The 17,636-nt window shown below is 72.1% G+C and carries 12 protein-coding genes; 11 read left to right on the top strand and 1 reads right to left on the bottom strand.

Annotated features, from left to right (window positions below):
* A partial coding sequence (locus BN3788_RS03690; RefSeq protein ID WP_147525042.1) for a DUF3017 domain-containing protein occupies positions 1-355 on the top strand: 355 nt, incomplete at its 5' end.
* Positions 356-361: 6 nt separating this feature from the next.
* On the opposite strand, the gene BN3788_RS03685 is transcribed toward BN3788_RS03690, so the two are convergent.
* Positions 362-1,480 (bottom strand): aquaporin, encoded by a 1,119-nt coding sequence (locus tag BN3788_RS03685; protein WP_187138350.1) that lies wholly within the window; start codon positions 1,478-1,480, stop codon positions 362-364.
* A 235-nt stretch (positions 1,481-1,715) separates the two neighbouring features.
* On the opposite strand from BN3788_RS03685, the gene BN3788_RS03680 reads away from it, so the two are divergent.
* From BN3788_RS03680 to BN3788_RS03635, 10 genes are all read left to right on the top strand, one after another.
* A complete protein-coding gene (locus BN3788_RS03680; RefSeq protein WP_066582437.1) occupies positions 1,716-2,933 on the top strand; it encodes an NADP-dependent isocitrate dehydrogenase in 1,218 nt (405 codons plus the stop codon).
* A gap of 143 nt (positions 2,934-3,076) precedes the next feature.
* Positions 3,077-4,063 (top strand): malate dehydrogenase, encoded by a 987-nt coding sequence (locus BN3788_RS03675; RefSeq protein ID WP_066582438.1) that lies wholly within the window; start codon positions 3,077-3,079, stop codon positions 4,061-4,063.
* A gap of 99 nt (positions 4,064-4,162) precedes the next feature.
* The gene (locus BN3788_RS03670) at positions 4,163-4,441 is read left to right on the top strand and encodes a DUF167 domain-containing protein (protein ID WP_066582439.1); all 279 of its coding nucleotides are present in this window, start codon (positions 4,163-4,165) and stop codon (positions 4,439-4,441) included.
* 109 nt (positions 4,442-4,550) lie between these two features.
* Positions 4,551-10,340, top strand: a complete 5,790-nt coding sequence (gene pulA, locus BN3788_RS03665; RefSeq protein WP_066582440.1) for a pullulanase-type alpha-1,6-glucosidase — start codon at positions 4,551-4,553, stop codon at positions 10,338-10,340.
* 195 nt (positions 10,341-10,535) lie between these two features.
* The gene (gene gadC / locus BN3788_RS03660) at positions 10,536-12,194 is read left to right on the top strand and encodes a putative glutamine/gamma-aminobutyrate antiporter GadC (RefSeq protein WP_082812532.1); all 1,659 of its coding nucleotides are present in this window, start codon (positions 10,536-10,538) and stop codon (positions 12,192-12,194) included.
* A 43-nt stretch (positions 12,195-12,237) separates the two neighbouring features.
* Positions 12,238-13,215, top strand: coding sequence for a glutaminase A (glsA, locus tag BN3788_RS03655; RefSeq protein ID WP_066582441.1), 978 nt, complete (start codon positions 12,238-12,240; stop codon positions 13,213-13,215).
* A gap of 147 nt (positions 13,216-13,362) precedes the next feature.
* Positions 13,363-14,481: an ROK family transcriptional regulator gene (locus tag BN3788_RS03650; protein WP_234346459.1), complete on the top strand. Its 1,119-nt coding sequence runs from the start codon at positions 13,363-13,365 to the stop codon at positions 14,479-14,481.
* Positions 14,478-15,575: a substrate-binding domain-containing protein gene (locus BN3788_RS03645; protein WP_066582443.1), complete on the top strand. Its 1,098-nt coding sequence runs from the start codon at positions 14,478-14,480 to the stop codon at positions 15,573-15,575. Before BN3788_RS03650 ends, BN3788_RS03645 begins: the two co-directional genes overlap by 4 nt.
* Positions 15,572-16,348 carry an ATP-binding cassette domain-containing protein gene (locus BN3788_RS03640; protein ID WP_234346460.1) on the top strand — a complete coding sequence of 259 codons (777 nt, stop codon included), beginning with the start codon at positions 15,572-15,574 and terminating at the stop codon, positions 16,346-16,348. Before BN3788_RS03645 ends, BN3788_RS03640 begins: the two co-directional genes overlap by 4 nt.
* Entirely contained in the window at positions 16,345-17,577 is a 1,233-nt protein-coding gene (locus tag BN3788_RS03635) for a sugar ABC transporter permease (RefSeq protein WP_082812533.1), read from the top strand. The genes BN3788_RS03640 and BN3788_RS03635 overlap by 4 nt, the downstream gene beginning before the upstream one ends.
* Positions 17,578-17,636 lie beyond the last annotated feature (59 nt).

The raw sequence follows: 17,636 nt of genomic DNA, 5'->3' as shown, positions 1-17,636 counted from the left end.
GCCCTCGCGCCCGTCGGGTCAGACCCCGGTGGTCGCGCCCCCGGTCCCGCCGGAGGAGAAGCCCCTCGACCCCCGCCAGATCGCGCGCGCCTCGCTCGCGGCCGGGCGCAACGCCTCGCTGTGGTGGGTCTCCGCGGGCGTCGTCACGGCCACCGGGATCGCGCTGCTCGCGGGGATGTCGTGGGGCGCGCTGTTCCTCGCGGTCATGCTCGTCGCGGGCGCCGTCGCGCGCGCCGTGGCGTCAGGCGACCATCCGGCCGCGCTCGCGGTGCGGTCCCGGCCGGTCGACGTGGCAGTGCTGCACGGCTTCGCGTTCGTGGTCGGGGTGCTCTCCCAGATCGTCCCCGCGGGCTGATCGGGCTCAGACGGGCTGATCAGGCCGGGGCGGCTCGGGGCGGTCGCCGCCGGTTGACCCGGTCGCGCCGCCAGCAGCGCCGCCGGCAGTGCCGCCAGCAGTGCCGCCGGCCGTGCTCGTGCTGGTCCCCGAGCCGGCCCCCGTCGTCGTGCTCGTCTCCTCGGTGGTCCTGACATCGTCGTCGACCTCGGGCTGGAGGCCCTCGAAGGACGGCTCGGGCGCGAACGCCCGGTAGACGATCGCGGCGATCGCGGCCCCGACGAGCGGCGCCACCCAGAACACCCAGAGCTGCCCGAAGGCCCAGCCCTCGGAGAAGATCGCCGCCGCGGTGGAGCGCGCGGGGTTGACCGAGCCGTTGGTGATGGGGATGGCGACGAGCAGCATCACGGCGTAGGCCAGCCCGATGGAGAACGGCGCCAGCAGGGTGCTCGACCGCCTGTCGGTGGAGCCGAGGGCCACCCCCACGAAGACGGCCGTGACCACGCACTCGATGAGCAGCGCGCCCCACAGGCCGAAGCCCTCGCCGGCGGCGCCGGAGACCGCCGCGATGGGCGAGTGCTCGCCGAACCCGTTGGCGACCGTCGCGAAGAAGGTCTTCTCGGCGCCGTCGAGGGCCGGGAAGCTGGCGATCGCGACGAAGAGCACGGCGGCCGCGAAGGCGCTGCCCACGAGCTGGGCGATCCAGTAGGGGACGGCATCGCGCCACGGGATGCGCTGGGTGATCGCGGCGCCGAGCGTCAGGGCCGGGTTGAAGTGCGCGCCGGAGACGTGGCCGACGGCGACGGCCGCCGCGAGGTAGCCGAGTCCGAACGCGAGGCCGACGGCGAGCGGCCCGCCGCCGAGCCCGGTGAATCCGGCGTACAGGGCGACGCCCAGGCCGGCGAGCACCACGACGAAGCTGCCGAATGCCTCCGCACCGAGTTTGGCGATCAGCGCGGGCCCCAGCGTGCCCTTCCCGGGCGGGAGCCGGTAGGCGACGGACTCCCGGACGGAGCCTGGCCCGGACCTGGCCCCGCGTCGCCGAGCCTCTTCCTGGCGTGATCGGGCGGCGGCGTCGGCCGTGGCGTCCGAGGCCGGGCGGCCTGCTGTGCCGGGTGTCCCTGCGGTGTCCTTCGGCTCAGACATGGAGATTCCCGTCATGGAGTCGCGGCTCGCGGTCGGGGCGGCACGGCGCGCCGCCCCCATCCGCCGGTCGCGGAGCGGCTGAGACTCCCAGCATGCTGACCTGCTCTCAGAACCGCACCCGGAGCACGCGCCACAAGTCTCTTGATGTCGAGTAATCTGGGCGGCGGACCCCGTCGGACTCGTGGCCAGGACCCTTCGGCCACGAGCACTCACGAGAGCACAGGAGAGCCAACGCATGGCGAAGATCAAGGTTGTCGGGCCGGTCGTCGAGCTGGACGGCGATGAGATGACCCGGATCATCTGGCAGTTCATCAAGGACCGCCTGATCCACCCGTACCTCGACATCGACCTGCGGTACTACGACCTGTCGATCGAGAACCGCGACGCGACCGACGACCAGGTCACCATCGACGCCGCGCACGCCATCAAGGAGCACGGGGTCGGCGTCAAGTGCGCCACGATCACGCCCGATGAGGCGCGCGTCGAGGAGTTCGGCCTGAAGAAGATGTGGGTCTCGCCCAACGGCACGATCCGCAACATCCTCGGCGGTGTCGTGTTCCGCGAGCCGATCATCATCTCGAACATCCCGCGCCTGGTGCCGGGCTGGAACAAGCCGATCATCATCGGCCGTCACGCGTTCGGCGACCAGTACCGCGCGACGAACTTCAAGGTGCCCGGCGCCGGCAAGCTGACGCTGACCTTCACCCCGGCGGACGGCTCTGAGCCGATCCACCAGGACGTCGTGACGTACCCCGAGGCGGGCGGCGTCGCGATGGGCATGTACAACTTCAATGACTCGATCCGCGACTTCGCGCGGGCGTCGTTCGCGTACGGCCTGCAGCGCGGGTACCCGGTGTACCTGTCCACCAAGAACACGATCCTCAAGGCCTACGACGGCGCGTTCAAGGACATCTTCCAGGAGGTGTTCGACTCCGAGTTCAAGGAGCAGTTCGCCGAGGCCGGCCTGACCTACGAGCACCGCCTCATCGACGACATGGTCGCCGCGGCCATGAAGTGGGAGGGCGGCTACGTCTGGGCCTGCAAGAACTACGACGGCGACGTGCAGTCGGACACCGTCGCGCAGGGGTTCGGCTCGCTGGGCCTCATGACGTCGGTGCTCATGACGCCGGACGGCCAGACGGTCGAGGCGGAGGCGGCGCACGGCACCGTGACGCGCCACTACCGCCAGCACCAGGCCGGCAAGCCGACCTCCACGAACCCGATCGCCTCGATCTTCGCGTGGACGGGCGGCCTCAAGCACCGCGGCAAGCTGGACAAGACCCCTGAGGTCACGCAGTTCGCCGAGACGCTGGAGCAGGTCGTCGTCGAGACCGTCGAGAGCGGCAAGATGACGAAGGACCTCGCCGCGCTGGTCGGCCCGGACCAGCCGTGGCTCACCACGGAGGAGTTCCTTGGCGCCCTCGATGAGAACCTGGCGGCTCGGCTCGCCTGACCCACGTCGATGACATGCGGCGCCCGGTCGGCCCTGTGGGGCTGCCGGGCGCCGCGCGTCTCGGCCCGGCCGCGGACGGCCCCGCCGGGTCCCCGCCGCACACATCGCACTCACCGCTCGCCGTTCGATCAAAGGAGATCAGCATGACGACCCCCGTGAACGTGACTGTGACTGGCGCCGCCGGTCAGATCGGCTATGCCCTGCTGTTCCGGATCGCGTCGGGCCAGATGCTGGGCGCGACCACCCCGGTGCGGCTGAGCCTGCTGGAGATCCCGCAGGGGGTGAAGGCCGCTGAGGGTGTCGCCCTCGAGCTCGAGGACGGCGCGTTCCCGCTGCTGGCAGGCATCGACATCCACGACGACGCGAAGGCGGCGTTCGATGGCGCCAACGTGGCGCTGCTCGTCGGCGCGCGGCCCCGCACCGCGGGCATGGAGCGCGGCGACCTGCTCGCGGCGAACGGCGGCATCTTCAAGCCGCAGGGCGAGGCCATCAACGCGGGCGCCGCGGACGACATCCGGGTGCTCGTGGTGGGCAATCCGGCGAACACGAACGCGCTGATCGCCGCCTCGCATGCGCCGGATGTCCCCGCCGAGCGGTTCACCGCGATGACGCGGCTGGACCACAACCGGGCGGTGTCGCAGGTGGCCCGCAAGACGGGCGCGGCCGTCTCGGAGATCGCCCGGGTGACGATCTGGGGCAACCACTCGGCGACGCAGTACCCGGACCTGAGCCACGCGACGATCGGTGGGCAGGCGGCGCTGGGGGTCATCGCCGACCAGGCATGGGTCGAGGACGGCTTCATCCCGACGGTGGCGAAGCGTGGCGCGGCGATCATCGCGGCACGGGGCGCGTCATCGGCGGCGTCGGCGGCGAATGCGGCCATCGACCACGTGCACTCGTGGGTGCATGGGACGCCGGAGGGCGACTGGACCTCCGCCGGGATCGTGTCGGACGGCTCGTACGGGGTGCCGGAGGGGCTGATCTCGTCGTTCCCGGTGACGTCCGACGGCAGCGCCTGGTCGATCGTGCAGGGCCTGGAGATCGACGAGTTCTCGCGCGGGCGGATCGACGCGTCGGTGGCGGAGCTGGAGGAGGAGCGCGCGGCGGTGCGGGAGCTCGGGCTGATCTGAGCGGCCTCATCTGAGCGCGCCGATCTGCGTCATGCTGGGCTCGGACATGGCCCGCCTCACCCTCGGGGTGGGGCGGGCCGCTCGGATGGGGAGGCCGGTGTGCGCGTCGGGATCAGGGTGAAGCCGGGGGCGTCCCGCACCCGTGTCGGCGGGCTGCACGCAGACCGCCTGGTGGTGGCCGTGCAGGCGCGCGCGGTGGAGGGCGCGGCGACGGAGGCCGCCCTCGCGGCGGTGGCCGAGGCGTGCGGGGTGCGCCGCCGGGCGGTGTCATTGGTGGCGGGCGCGACGAGCCGCGACAAGGTCGTCGAGGTCGACGTGCCGGAGTCGGAGGAGTCGGCGCTGCGGGCCCGGCTCGACGTGTTGCGGGAGGGCGCCTGAGGACTGCTGAAACCGACAGATCGTCCTATTGCTGAAAATTACGGCAATCTGTACGGTCGGTTTCACGTATCCCTTCCGCACAGAGTCGTGCGGCGACGAAGGAGTCGACATGGCCAGGGACCACCGCACGCGCACGTCAGCCAGCCTCCTCACCGTCCTCGCCGTCGCGCTGCTGGGCGCAGTGCCCGCCTCCACAGGAAGCGCCGTCGAGGCGCGCTCCTTCACGGTGGTCGGCTCCTTCCAGGACGAGCTCGGCTGCGCCGCCGACTGGCAGCCCGACTGCGCCGCGACCGTGCTGGCGCCCACCGACGTCGCCGGGGTGCACAGCGCCGAGCTCACCGTCCCCGCCGGCAGCCATGAGTACAAGGTGGCCGTGAACGGCTCCTGGGACGAGGCGTACGGGCGCGAAGGTGGCGCCGAGAACGTGCCGCTCGTGCTGGCCGGGCCCGCGACGCTGCGGTTCGCCTTCGACGACTCCACGCACCGCATCGCGCTCGAGCCCGTCACGCTGACCGGCGGCCCCACCGCCGGCGACGATCAGATCGTCGCGGCGCCCGCCCGGGACAGCGGCGCCGGCGAGAGCTTCTACTTCGTGATGACCGACCGGTTCGCCAATGGCGACACCGCCAACGACACCGGCGGACTCACCGGCGACCGGCTGACGACGGGCCTGGACCCCACCGACAAGAGCTTCTACCACGGCGGCGACCTCGCGGGCCTACGCGGGCAGCTCGACTACATCGAAGGGCTCGGGACCACTGCCATCTGGCTCACGCCGTCCTTCGTCAACCGCCCGGTGCAGGGAACCGGCGCCAGCATCTCGGCCGGGTACCACGGGTACTGGATCACCGACTTCACGCAGATCGACCCGCACCTGGGCACGAACGCCGAGCTCGAGGCGCTCATCGCCGACGCGCACGCCCGCGACATCAAGGTCTACTTCGACATCATCACCAACCACACCGCGGACGTCATCGACTACGCCGAGAAGACGTACACGTATGTGGACCAGGCCACCCGGCCCTACACCGACGCGTCAGGGGTCCCGTTCGACCCCGCCGACCACGCCGACGGCGGGCCGTTCCCGGCACTCGACGCCCAGACCTCCTTCGCGTACACCCCGGTGATCGCCCCCGAGGACGCCGACCTCAAGGTCCCCGCCTGGCTGAACGACCCCACGCTCTACCACAACCGCGGCGACTCGACGTGGACGGGGGAGTCCGTCACCCACGGCGACTTCTCCGGGCTCGACGACCTCATGACCGAGCACCCGACGGTGGTCGACGGGTTCGTGGACGTCTATGACGAGTGGATCGACCTGGGCATCGACGGCTTCCGCATCGACACCGCCAAGCACGTCAACCGCGAGTTCTGGGAGCAGTGGACCACCCACGTCCTGGACTACGCGCATGCGCACGGCAAGCCGGACTTCTTCATGTTCGGCGAGGTGTACGACGCGGACGCGGCACTGCTGTCGCCGTACGTGCGCGAGACCGACATGAACGCGGTGCTCGACTTCGCGTTCCAGGCCGGCGCGTCGAGCTATGCGCGCGGCTTCTCGGCGACGGGCCTGCGGGCGCTGTTCGCGAGCGACGACAGGTACACCACCGCCGACACCAGCGCGGCGGCGCTGCCCACGTTCCTGGGCAACCACGACATGGGCCGGATCGGGCACATGGTCAAGGACTCCGGGGACGCGCTGCGCCGCTCCGAGCTGGCGCACTCGCTGATGTACCTCACGCGCGGGCAGCCGGTCGTGTACTACGGCGACGAGCAGGGCTTCGTCGGCGACGGGGACCTGGGCGGCACGGACAAGGACGCGCGGCAGTCGATGTTCGCCAGCCAGGTGCCGGAGTTCACCCAGCAGCGCCTGCTCACGGGCGAGGTCGCGGGATCGGTGGACCGCTTCGACGCCGACGCGCCGCTGTACACGCATATCGCCGAGCTCGCCGGACTCCGCCAGGGCTCCGACGCGTTGGCCGACGGCGCGCAGGTGGAGCGGCTGGTGGGCGGCGCCGACGGCTCGGTGTACGCGTTCTCCCGGGTGGACCGGACGGAGAAGGTCGAGCATCTGGTCGCCCTCAACAACTCCGCCACCGCGCAGACGGTGACCCTCACGACGCTGACCCCGGGCGCTGCCTACGAGGCGCTGCTCGGCGTGGACGACGGCGCCGCGGCCACCGCCACGGCCGACGGCGACGGCGCGCTCACGCTGACCGTCCCGCCGCTGGCCGCCGTGCTGCTGCGCGCCGACCGCACGGTGGGCGTGCTCGACGGGGGCGCGGGCCTGAGCGTGACCGCCCCGGCGCCCGGCGCCGCGTTGCGCGGGCAGGTCCCCGTGGCCGCAGACATCGACGACGACACCTGGGCGGAGACGTCCTTCGCGTACCGGGTGGTCGGCCACAGCGGATGGGAGAAGCTCGGCACGGCCGAGACGACCCAGCCGCGCGTCTTCCACGACGTGTCGGCGCTGCCGGAGGGCGCGCTGCTCGAGTACCGGGCCGTGTCCACGGACGCCGCCGGGAACCGGGTCGCCGCGTCTGCCTACGCGAGCGTGGGGGTGGCGGTCGACGGCGGCGCCGGCCCGGGCCCCGACCCCGAGGACCAGCTGGTCACCGTTCCCGGCAGCCACAACGCGGCGATGGGCTGCGCGGGCGACTGGCAGCCCGCCTGTGAGCAGGCACAGCTCGCCAAGCGGGCGGATGGCGTCTACGCGGGGACGTTCACGGTGGCGCCGGGATCCTATGAGTACAAGGTGGCCATCGGCGGATCGTGGGACGTCAACTACGGGGCGGGCGGAGTGCGGGGTGGCGCCAACGTCGCGTACACGGTGACGGGGAGCGCGCCGCAGCAGGTCACCTTCGTGTACGACCCGGTGACGCACTGGTTCACGTCCACCGCGCAGGGCCCGCTGCTCACCCTCCCCGGGAGCCACCAGAGCGAGGCGGGATGCGCGGCGGACTGGTCGCCGGACTGCCTGGCCACCTGGCTGCAGGACCCGGACGGCGACGGCGCGTACACGTTCACCACTGCCGTGCTCCCGGCCGGCGTCTACGAGGCCAAGGTCGCCCACAACCTCTCCTGGGCAGAGAATTACGGGGCAGGCGGTGCGCGCGACGGCGCGAACATCCCGTTCGCCGCTCCGGGAGGCAAGCCCGTGACCTTCACCTACGTCCTCGCCACGCACCTGCTGACCATCGACGTCACCGACCCCCCGACACCCGGCCTCGGCGAGGCGCAGGGGCACTGGCTCGAGGCGGGCGTCCTCGCCTGGCCCGCGTCCTGGGTTCCCGCCGGCGTGGCTCCCGAGTCGCTCGAGTTCCGCCTGCACGCGTCGCCCGATGGCGGGCTCGACGTCGCCGACGGCGCGGTCACCGGTGGCGACGAGCATGTGCTGACGCTCGACCCGGCGGGCCTGTCCGCAGCGCAGATCGCCCGGTTCCCCGCGCTCGCGGGCCATCTGGCGCTGCGCCTGCCGGACGGCCTCACCCGGTCCGATGTCGAGCGGCTGGCCGGCGGCGAGCTGCTCGTCACGCAGCGCGGCGAGGACGGCACGCTGCAGGCGGCGTCCGGGGTGCAGATCCCGGGGGTGCTGGACGACCTCTACGCGCGGGCCGCCGCCGACCGGGACCTCGGGGCCACCTGGGCGAAGGGCCGCCCGTCGTTGGCGTTGTGGGCGCCCACCGCCCAGAAGGTCGACCTGCTGCTGTGGCCCGGCACCGACGTCGGCGGGGACCCGGTCCGGGTGCCGACGCGACGCCAGGCGGACGGCACGTGGACGGTGCGGGGTGAGCGGTCGTGGGCCGGATCGGCCTACCGGTATGAGGTCACGGTCTACGTCCCGACCACTGACGCGGTGGAGGTCAACTCGGTCACGGACCCGTACTCCGTGGCGCTGACCCTCAACTCGACGCACTCGGTGCTGGTGGACCTCGACGACCCCGAGTTCCAGCCTCGGCAGTGGGTGAAGGCCAAGCAGCCGGTGGTGCGGCCCGTCGACCAGACGATCTACGAGCTGCACGTGCGGGACTTCTCCGCCTCCGACGCCACGGTGCCCGAGCGGCTGCGCGGGACGTACGGGGCGTTCGCGGCGAATGGCGCGGGACGCGCCCAGCTCCGCCAGCTGCAACGGGCGGGCCTGACGACGGTGCACCTGCTGCCGACGTTCGACCTCGCCACGATCGAGGAGGACCGCGCCGCGCAGCAGTCGCCCGAGGGGGACCTCGCGTCGTTCGCGCCGGACTCGACCGAGCAGCAGTCCCGCGTGACGGCGGTCGCGGCGGACGACGCCTTCAACTGGGGCTACGACCCGTTCCACTGGACCACGCCCGAGGGCTCCTATGCGCGCGACGCCCACGGCGGCGCCCGGGTCGCGGAGTTCCGCACGATGGTGGGCGCGCTGCACTCCGACGGCCTGCAGGTGGTGCTCGACCAGGTCTTCAACCACACGACCGCCAGCGGCCAGGCGGCCACGTCGGTGCTCGACCGCGTGGTGCCCGGCTACTACCACCGGCTCAACCTCGCGGGCGCCGTGGAGACGTCCACCTGCTGCCAGAACGTGGCCACCGAGCATGCGATGGCCCAGAAGATGATGGTCGACTCGGTGGTCACCTGGGCGCGGGACTACAAGGTCGATGGCTTCCGCTTCGACCTGATGGGCCACCACTCGGTGGAGACGATGGCCGCGGTGCGCGCCGCGCTCGACGAGCTCACGCCGCGCCGCGACGGCGTGGACGGCTCGGCGGTCTACCTGTACGGCGAGGGCTGGAACTTCGGCGAGGTGGCCGACAACCGGCTGTTCACCCAGGCCACGCAGGGCCAGCTCGGCGGCACGGGCATCGGCACGTTCAGCGACCGGCTGCGGGACGCGGTGCGCGGCGGCGGCCCGTTCGACGAGGACCCCCGCCTCCAGGGCTTCGGGTCGGGCTCGGCGACGGACCCCAACGGCGCCTCCGTCAACGGCACCGCCGAGCAGCAGCTCGCGCGCGTGCAGCACCAGGCCGACCTGGTGCGACTCGGCCTCGCGGGCAATCTGCGCGACTTCACGTTCCGCACGAGCGACGGCGAGGTGCGCACCGGCGCCGACATCGACTACAACGGCCAGCCCGCCGGCTACGCGGACTCGCCGGAGGAGGTCGTCACCTACGTCGACGCCCATGACAACGAGACCCTGTTCGACGCGCTCACCCACAAGCTGCCGCGCGCCACGACGATGGCCGACCGGGTGCGGATGAACACGTTGTCGCTGGCCACCACGGCCCTCGCGCAGACGCCCTCGTTCTGGCACGCCGGCGCGGAGCTGCTGCGAAGCAAGTCGCTCGACCGCAACTCCTACGACTCCGGCGACTGGTTCAACCACCTGGACCTGACGGGCCAGGACAACGGGTTCGGCCGTGGGCTTCCGCCCGAGCAGGAGAACGCGGACCTGTGGCCGTTCCAGAAGGCGCTGCTCGGCGACCCGGAGCTCAAGCCGGCGCCCCAGGACATCGCGGCAGCGGAGGCGGGCGCCCTCGACCTGCTGCGGCTGCGCTTCTCGACTCCGCTGTTCCGGCTCGGCGACGCGGAGCTCATCGAGCAGAAGGTGACGTTCCCGGGCAGCGGCCCCGACGCGGCGCCGGGCGTGATCGTCATGCACGTGGACGACCGGCGCCAGGGCGGCGGGGCGGATGTGGACAAGAGCCTCGACGGCCTCCTCGTCGTGTTCAACGCCTCGGACGAGGCCATCAGCCAGACGCTGCCCGGACTCGCGGGACGGCGCCACGCCCTCTCCCCAGTGCAGGCGAAGGGCTCCGACCCGGTGGTGCGGCAGACCTCCTGGGAGGCGTCGACCGGGACGGTGACCGTCCCGGCGCGCACCGTCGCGGTGCTCGTGGAGAAGCGCTCCACGGGGCGCCACTGAGCGGCCGATCTGGAGCAGGTGTCGGGGCCTCGCGCTGTCCGATCGCGCTGTGCGACGTAGCCTGAGGCCAACAGAGCGCCCCGGCGCAGGTGGCTGACTCCCCGCCGCCCCGCACCGAATACCGCCCACGTCTCGGCGAGAACGACAGCACCTCTCCTGAGCTCCGATCACCGGAGCGAACCGTGAGGAGTTCCCATGACGGCGCAGCAATCGGCACCTGCCAAGAAGAGCGTGCCCCAGAAGGCCACGATCTCGATCTTCGCGCTCGCGATGCTGAACATCGTGGCGGTGGTGAGCCTGCGCGGGCTTCCCGCGGAGGCTGAGTACGGACTGGGCTCGATCTTCTACTACCTCTTCGCGGCGGTGTTCTTCCTCGTCCCGGTCTCTCTGGTGGCGGCTGAGCTCGCCACCGGCTGGCCGGAGCGCGGCGGGGTGTTCCGGTGGGTCGGTGAGGCGTTCGGCGGGCGCTGGGCGTTCGTCGCCATGTTCGTGCTGTTCATCGAGGTGAGCGTCTGGTTCCCGACGGTGCTGACCTTCGGCGCCACGGCGTTGGCGTACACCGACGACAACCTGTCGTTCGCCGAGCGGCTGTCCTCGGACAAGGCGTACATCCTGCTGGTGGTCCTCGCCGTGTACTGGCTGGCCACGTTCATCGCGATGCGCGGCGCCTCGGCGTTCTCCGGGGTGGCCAAATGGGGCGGCATGATCGGCACGATCATCCCCGCTGCGCTCCTCATCGTGCTGGGGTTCAGCTACCTCATCGCCGGCAACCCCTCGCAGATCAAGCTGGGCTGGGGCGAGTTGATCCCTGACTTCGGGAACTTCTCCAACGTGGTGCTCGCGGCGAGCATCTTCCTCTTCTACGCCGGCATGGAGATGAACGCGATCCATGTGAAAGAGGTGAAGAACGCCTCCCGGAACTATCCGATCGCCATCGGCATCGCGGCGTTGGGCACCGTGGTCATCTTCGTGCTGGGGACGCTGGCGATCGCGTTCGTGGTGCCGCAGTCCGAGATCAACCTGACCCAGAGCCTGCTGACGACGTTCAACGACGTGTTCCGCTGGGCGGGTATCGAGTGGGCGGCGCCGATCATGGCGGTGGCGCTCGCGGTCGGCGTGTTCGCGGGCGTGGTGACGTGGGTGTCCGGTCCGTCGAGTGGTCTGTTGAGCGTGGCCAAGGCCGGCTACATGCCACGGTTCTGGCAGGTCACGAACAAGCACGGGATGGCCACGCACATCCTGATCGCGCAGGCGGGGATCGTGACGTTGCTGTCGGCGGCGTTCGTGCTGCTGCCCTCGGTGCAGTCCGCGTACCAGATCCTCAGCCAGCTCGCGTCGATCCTGTACCTGGTGATGTACCTGCTGATGTTCGGGGCGGCGCTGTACCTCAGATACAGCCAGCCCAACCGCCCACGCCCGTACAAGATCCCCGGAGGCGCCGCGGGGATGTGGCTGATCGGCGGGGCGGGGTTCATCGCGTCGGCGCTCGCGTTCTTCTTCAGCTTCTTCCCGCCCAGCCAGGTGCCGACGGGCTCGCCGGGCACGTACGTCGGGTTCCTGCTGGGGCTCGCCATCGTGTTCGTGGCCATCCCGCTGATCATCTACGCGGTGCGCAAGCCGCACTGGCGCCAGAAGGACGACGATTTCGCGCCGTTCACCTGGCAGATCGAGGGCGGCCACCCGGGTGTGGTGTCGGAGTCCTCCGTGCCGACGCCCGAGCTGCTGCGGAGCGCGCAGGCGCAGACCGGCGCCCAGAGCGGTGGCGCCGCGCCCGGGGCCGATGCGCAGGGCCCGTCCACACCGCCGCGCCACCGTGGCGAGGGCGAGCCGCCCAGCCCGGGCGAGCAGCACTGACGCCCTTCGACGACCGCTCACAGCACGAGGGAAGGACGCGCTCATGGCCCACGACGCGCAGAGCATCCAGGCGGCTGTCGACGCCGCGCACCGGGACAACGCCGGCCTGCAGGGCGGGGCGAACGCCAGCTACATCCCGTACCTGGCGTCGGTGGACTCCTCGCTCTTCGGGGTCGCCGTGGTGACGGCCGAGGGCGAGGTGTACTCCGCCGGCGACGCGGACTTCGAGTTCGCCCTCGAGTCGATCTCCAAGGTGTTCACGATGGCGCGGGCGATGGCCGACGTGGGGCCGGAGGCGTTCCACCAGAAGATCGGCGCCGACCCCACAGGCCTGCCGTTCAACTCGGTGATGGCCTTGGAGCTGCACAACGACAAGCCGCTGAGCCCGCTGGTCAACGCGGGGGCGATGTCCTCGGCGAGCCTCGTGAAGGCGGCGGGCGCCGAGCAGCGCTGGCAGCGCATCCTCGAGACGCAGCAGGCGTTCGCGGGCCGGAAGATCCAGCTCAGCCCCGAGGTCAACCACTCGGAGCAGACGACCAACTTCCACAACCGGGCCATCGCGTGGCTGCTGTACAGCGGCGGCGCGATGTACTCCGACCCGATGGAGGCCTGCGACGTCTACACCCGGCAGTGCTCCACCCTGGTGTCCACCAAGGACCTGGCGACGATGGGGGCGACCCTCGCGGCGGGCGGGGTGAACCCGGTGACCCAGGAGCGTGTGGTGGCCGCCGAGCTGGTGCCGCACATGCTGGCGGAGATGACGATGGAGGGCCTGTACACGTCGTCGGGCGATTGGGCGTACACGGTGGGCCTGCCGGGCAAGAGCGGGGTCGGCGGGGGAGTGCTGTCGGTGGCCCCCGGCAAGCTCGCCATCGCGGCGTTCTCGCCCCCACTCGACCCCGTCGGCAACAGCGTGCGCGGCATGGCGGCGGTGGCGCAGGTCGCGCAGCGCCTGGACCTGAGCCTGTACAAGGTGCCGGGCGCCGGCGACCCGCCACTGTCCGCGCTGGCCAAGGGCTGACTCGGAGCATCCCCGCAGACCCCCATGAGCCGGATGACACGCCCTTAATCGTGGATCAAGGGCTGTGTACAGTTCGCTTCTGTGGGCACAGACCGGGTGACGCCGGGCTCTCAAACTTCACTGCGTGAAGCCAACCGAGCCCGGATCGTGAATGCGGTCCAGCAGCGTGGCTCTCTCACGCAGGTCGAGCTGGCCGGGGTGACAGGGCTGTCCCCGGCGACCGTGTCGAACATCGTCAAGGAGCTCACCGGCGCCGGCGTCCTGCACACCGCCCCCACCTCGCGCAGCGGCCGGCGCGCCCAGCAGGTCACCCTCGCGCGCAACCTCGGACTCGTGGCCGGCGTGCACTTCGGCACCCGGTCCCTGCGGGTGGCGCTCGCGGACGTCGCGCACCGCATCGTCGCCGAGCAGCGCATGCCGCTGCCACCGGACCACCGCGCCGACGCGGGCCTGGACCGCGCGGCGCTGCTGCTCACCGAGATGGTCGAGTCGCTCGAGGCGAGCATGAGCGAGGTGCTGGCCGTGGGCGTGGGGGTGCCCGCGCCGGTGGACGTGCGCACCGGGCAAGTCTCCACGCTCGGCATGCTGCGCGGCTGGGACGGCGTGGCGGTGCCCGAGGTGCTCGAGCACCGCATCGGCGTCCCCGTCCACGTGGACAACGACGCCAACCTGGGCGCGCTGGCCGAGGTGCGGCTCGGCGCCGCGCGCGGCCACGAGAACGTCCTCTACCTGCGGGTCTCGCACGGCGTCGGCGGCGGCCTGGTGATCGGCGGGCGGCTCTACCACGGCCGGTCCGGCACCGCCGGGGAGATCGGCCACGTGACCATCGACGAGAACGGCCCGATCTGCCGCTGCGGCAACCGCGGCTGCCTGGAGACGTTCGTCGGGGCGCCCGTCCTGCTCGGCATGCTCCAGGCCAGCCACGGCAGCCTCACCCTGCCGGACGTGATCGCCCGCGCTCATGACGGCGACCCTGGCTGCCGGCGCGTCATCTCCGACGCGGGCCGCCACCTGGGCTTCGCCGCCGCGAACGTGTGCAACCTGTTCGACCCCGACCTCGTGGTGGTCGGCGGGCGGCTCGCCCAGGCCGGCGCCCTGCTGCTCGAGCCGCTGCGCACCATGCTCGAGCAGCGCACCGTGCCCAGCACCGCCGGCCCGGTGGAGGTCGTCGCCTCCGAGCTCGGCGCCGCGGCCGAGGTCCGCGGCGCGCTGGCCGTCGCCCTGGACCGGGTCGGCATCGCCGCCTCGATGGTGGCGACCGGATGACCCCGCCCCGAGTGTCGCGGCGCCGCCCCGGCGTCACCGCACTGCTCGCCGCCGCACTGCTGGCCGCCTCCATGGCCACGGCCGGCTGCGCGTCCGCGACCCCGCAGGACGTGCCGACCATCGCGTTCCTGCTGCCCGAGTCCAAGGCCGCCCGCTACGAGAACGTGGACCGTCCCGTCTTCGAGCAGGCTGTCGCCGAGGCGTGCCCCCGCTGCCGGGTGGTCTCCGCCAACGCGGGGCAGGACGCCGAGCGCCAGCAGCAGCAGGCGGAGTCCGCGCTCAGCCAGGGCGCGGGGGTCCTGGTGCTCGACGCCGTGGACGTGTCCGCTGCCGTGAGCATCGTCGCCGCCGCGGCCGAGCGCGGCGTCCCCGTCATCGCCTACGACCGCTCGCTCCCCTCGGCGGACGTCACCGCGTACGTGTCCTTCGACAGCGAGGACGTCGGCCGCCTGCAGGGCCTGTCCATCGTGACGGCGCTCGCGGAGCGCCCGGCCGACGGCGTCCCCGGGGTGCTGCTCCTCGGCGGGGCCGCCACCGACGCGAACTCCGCGGCGCTGCTCGCGGGCGCCCGGGCCGCCTTCGACGGCGCCGGCGTCGAGGTGCTCGCCGAGTACTCCACCCCCGACTGGAGCCCCGACAAGGCGCAGGAGTGGGTGGCCGGGCAGCTCACCCAGTTCGAGGGCCGCGTCGACGCGGTGTGGGCTGCCAACGACGGCACCGCGAGCGGGGCGATCTCCGCGATGAAGGCCGCGGGGCTCACCCCGATGCCCCTCGTGACCGGCCAGGACGCCGAGCTCAGCGCGGTGCAGCGCATCATCAGCGGCGACCAGCACATGACCGTCTACAAGGACATCGCCGAGGAGGCGCGCACGGCCGCGCGCCTCGCCGTCGACATCCTGAATGGCCTTACCCCCCGAACGACCACGATCGTCGACGGCGTCCCCGCCGTGCTGTTGACCCCTGTGCCCGTGACCACCGAGAACCTGCGCCACGTCATCGTCGACGGCGGCGTCCACACCAGCGAGGTGATCTGCGTGGATTCCTACCGTCCCGCCTGCATCGAGGCAGGCCTCATCAAGGAGCCCGGCGAGTGAATGCTCCAGTGCTGTCGCTGCGCGGCGTGAGCAAGTCCTACGGCGCGGTCCGTGCCCTGGTGGGCGTCGATCTGGACGTCCACGCGCATGAGGTCGTCGCGGTGGTCGGCGACAACGGCGCGGGGAAGTCGACGCTCGCGGGCGTCGTCTCCGGCGCGCTGCTGCCCGACACCGGGCACGTCGAGCGCGACGGGCGGCCCGTGCACCTGGTCAACCCCGCCGTCGCTCGCGCGCACGGCATCGCCGCCGTGTTCCAGGATCTCGCCCTGTGCGAGAACCTCGACGTCGTCGAGAACATCTTCCTCGGCCAGGAGGTCACCCAGGGCCCTCTGCTCGACGAGGTGGCGATGGAGAAGCACGCCTGGGAGCTGCTCAACCAGCTCGCCGCGCGCGTGCCCTCCGTCCGGGCGCCCGTGGGCGCGCTGTCCGGTGGACAGCGCCAGGCCGTCGCGATCGCCCGGTCCCTGCTCGGCGACCCGCGCGTCGTGGTGCTCGACGAGCCCACCGCCTCACTCGGCATCACCCAGACCGCCGAGGTGCTCAACCTCATCGAGCGGCTGCGTGAGCGCGGCCACGGCGTCGTGCTCATCAGCCACTCGATGGCCGACGTGCAGGCCGTCGCCGACCGGATCGTGGTGCTGCGGCTCGGCCGCGTCAACGGCGACTTCGACGCGGCGAGCACCAGCTATGAGGACCTGATCGCCGCCGTGACGGGGGTGACCCCCAGCGGGCGCAGCGGGCGCGCGGTCCGCGCGGACGAGGCCTCACGATGAGCCTGCCGGTCTCCGTCCAGACTGGCGTCCAGACCGGCGGGGCAGGGCCCGACACGTCGTCCCCCCGCGAGGCTGTGCGGGGCATCGGCCAGCGGCTGCGCACCGGCGAGCTCGGCTCGTTGCCGATCATCGGGGCGCTGCTGGTGATCTGGGTGGTGTTCCAGTCGCTCAACCCGCACTTCCTCAGCAGCGACAACCTGGTCAACCTCACGATGCAGTCCGCTTCCACGGGCGTGCTCGCGCTCGGGGTCGTGCTGGTGCTGCTCGTCGGGCACATCGACCTGTCCGTGGGCTCGGTGTGCGGGCTGTCGGCGGCGGTCGTCGCCGTCGGGTCCGTGCAACTGGGCTGGCCGGTGGCCGTGGCCGTGCTGGCCGCCCTCGTCGTCGGGGCCGTCGTCGGGCTCCTGTACGGGATCCTCGCGACCCGGCTGCGACTGCCGAGCTTCGTGTTCACGCTCGCCGGGCTGCTGGTGATCGCCGGGCTGCAGCTCAAGGTGCTGGGGACCACCGGCTCGGTGAACCTGCCCTTCGAGTCGTGGCTTGTGCGGACCGTCCAGCAGGGCTTCCTGCCGCCCGCTGTCGCCTATGGCCTCACGGTCGCGGTGGTGATCGCGTACGGCGGCGCCCTGGTGGCCGAGCGGGCGCGCCGCGAGCGGGCCGGGCTGCCGGTGAGCCCGCTGGTCGCCGTCGTGACGCGCATCGCGCTCATCGGCGTCGCACTCGTCGCGGCCGTCGCCTACCTGCAGACCAACCGCGGCCTGGGGGTGGCGTTCGCGCTGTTCCTCGGCCTCGTGGCGGTGGTGGACATCCTGCTGCGCCGCACCCGCTGGGGCCGCGGGGTGCACGCGGTGGGCGGCTCCGTGGAGTCCGCGCGCCGGGCCGGGGTGCCGGTGCGCCGCACCTACCTGTCGGTCTTCGTGGCCTGCTCGACGCTGGCCGCCCTGGGCGGGGTGCTGGCCGTCGGGCGGCTGTCGGCGGCCAACCAGGGCACCGGCGGCGGCGACCTCTACCTCACGGCCATCGCCGCGGCGGTCATCGGCGGGACCAGCCTCTTCGGCGGGCGCGGCACCGCCTGGTCGGCGCTGTGGGGCGTGCTCATCATCCACTCGATCAACAGCGGGCTCACGCTGCTCAACATGGGCGCCTCGGAGCGGTACGTCATCACCGGGCTGGTGCTGGCGCTCGCGGTCACCATCGACACGCTCGCGCGCCGCAACCGCACCGCCTGACCGCGCGACCGGCCTGACTGCGCGACCGGCGCCCCCTGCCCGTGCGGGCTGAGGGCGCC

Origin of the sequence: Cellulomonas timonensis (assembly GCF_900046455.1) — a bacterium.
Taxonomy (GTDB): domain Bacteria; phylum Actinomycetota; class Actinomycetes; order Actinomycetales; family Cellulomonadaceae; genus Cellulomonas_A; species Cellulomonas_A timonensis.
Note: the sequence above shows the minus strand (reverse complement) of the source record. Positions and strands in the feature narration are given on the sequence as shown.

Bases quoted from the DNA above. Each gene is read 5' to 3' on its own strand.
- BN3788_RS03685 (WP_187138350.1), bottom strand. From the start codon at position 1,480: ATGTCTGAGCCGAAGGACACCGCAGGGACACCCGGCACAGCAGGCCGC.
- BN3788_RS03680 (WP_066582437.1), top strand. From the start codon at position 1,716: ATGGCGAAGATCAAGGTTGTCGGGCCGGTCGTCGAGCTGGACGGCGAT.
- gadC (WP_082812532.1), top strand. From the start codon at position 10,536: ATGACGGCGCAGCAATCGGCACCTGCCAAGAAGAGCGTGCCCCAGAAG.
- BN3788_RS03635 (WP_082812533.1), top strand. From the start codon at position 16,345: ATGAGCCTGCCGGTCTCCGTCCAGACTGGCGTCCAGACCGGCGGGGCA.
- glsA (WP_066582441.1), top strand. From the start codon at position 12,238: ATGGCCCACGACGCGCAGAGCATCCAGGCGGCTGTCGACGCCGCGCAC.
- pulA (WP_066582440.1), top strand. From the start codon at position 4,551: ATGGCCAGGGACCACCGCACGCGCACGTCAGCCAGCCTCCTCACCGTC.
- BN3788_RS03645 (WP_066582443.1), top strand. From the start codon at position 14,478: ATGACCCCGCCCCGAGTGTCGCGGCGCCGCCCCGGCGTCACCGCACTG.
- BN3788_RS03675 (WP_066582438.1), top strand. From the start codon at position 3,077: ATGACGACCCCCGTGAACGTGACTGTGACTGGCGCCGCCGGTCAGATC.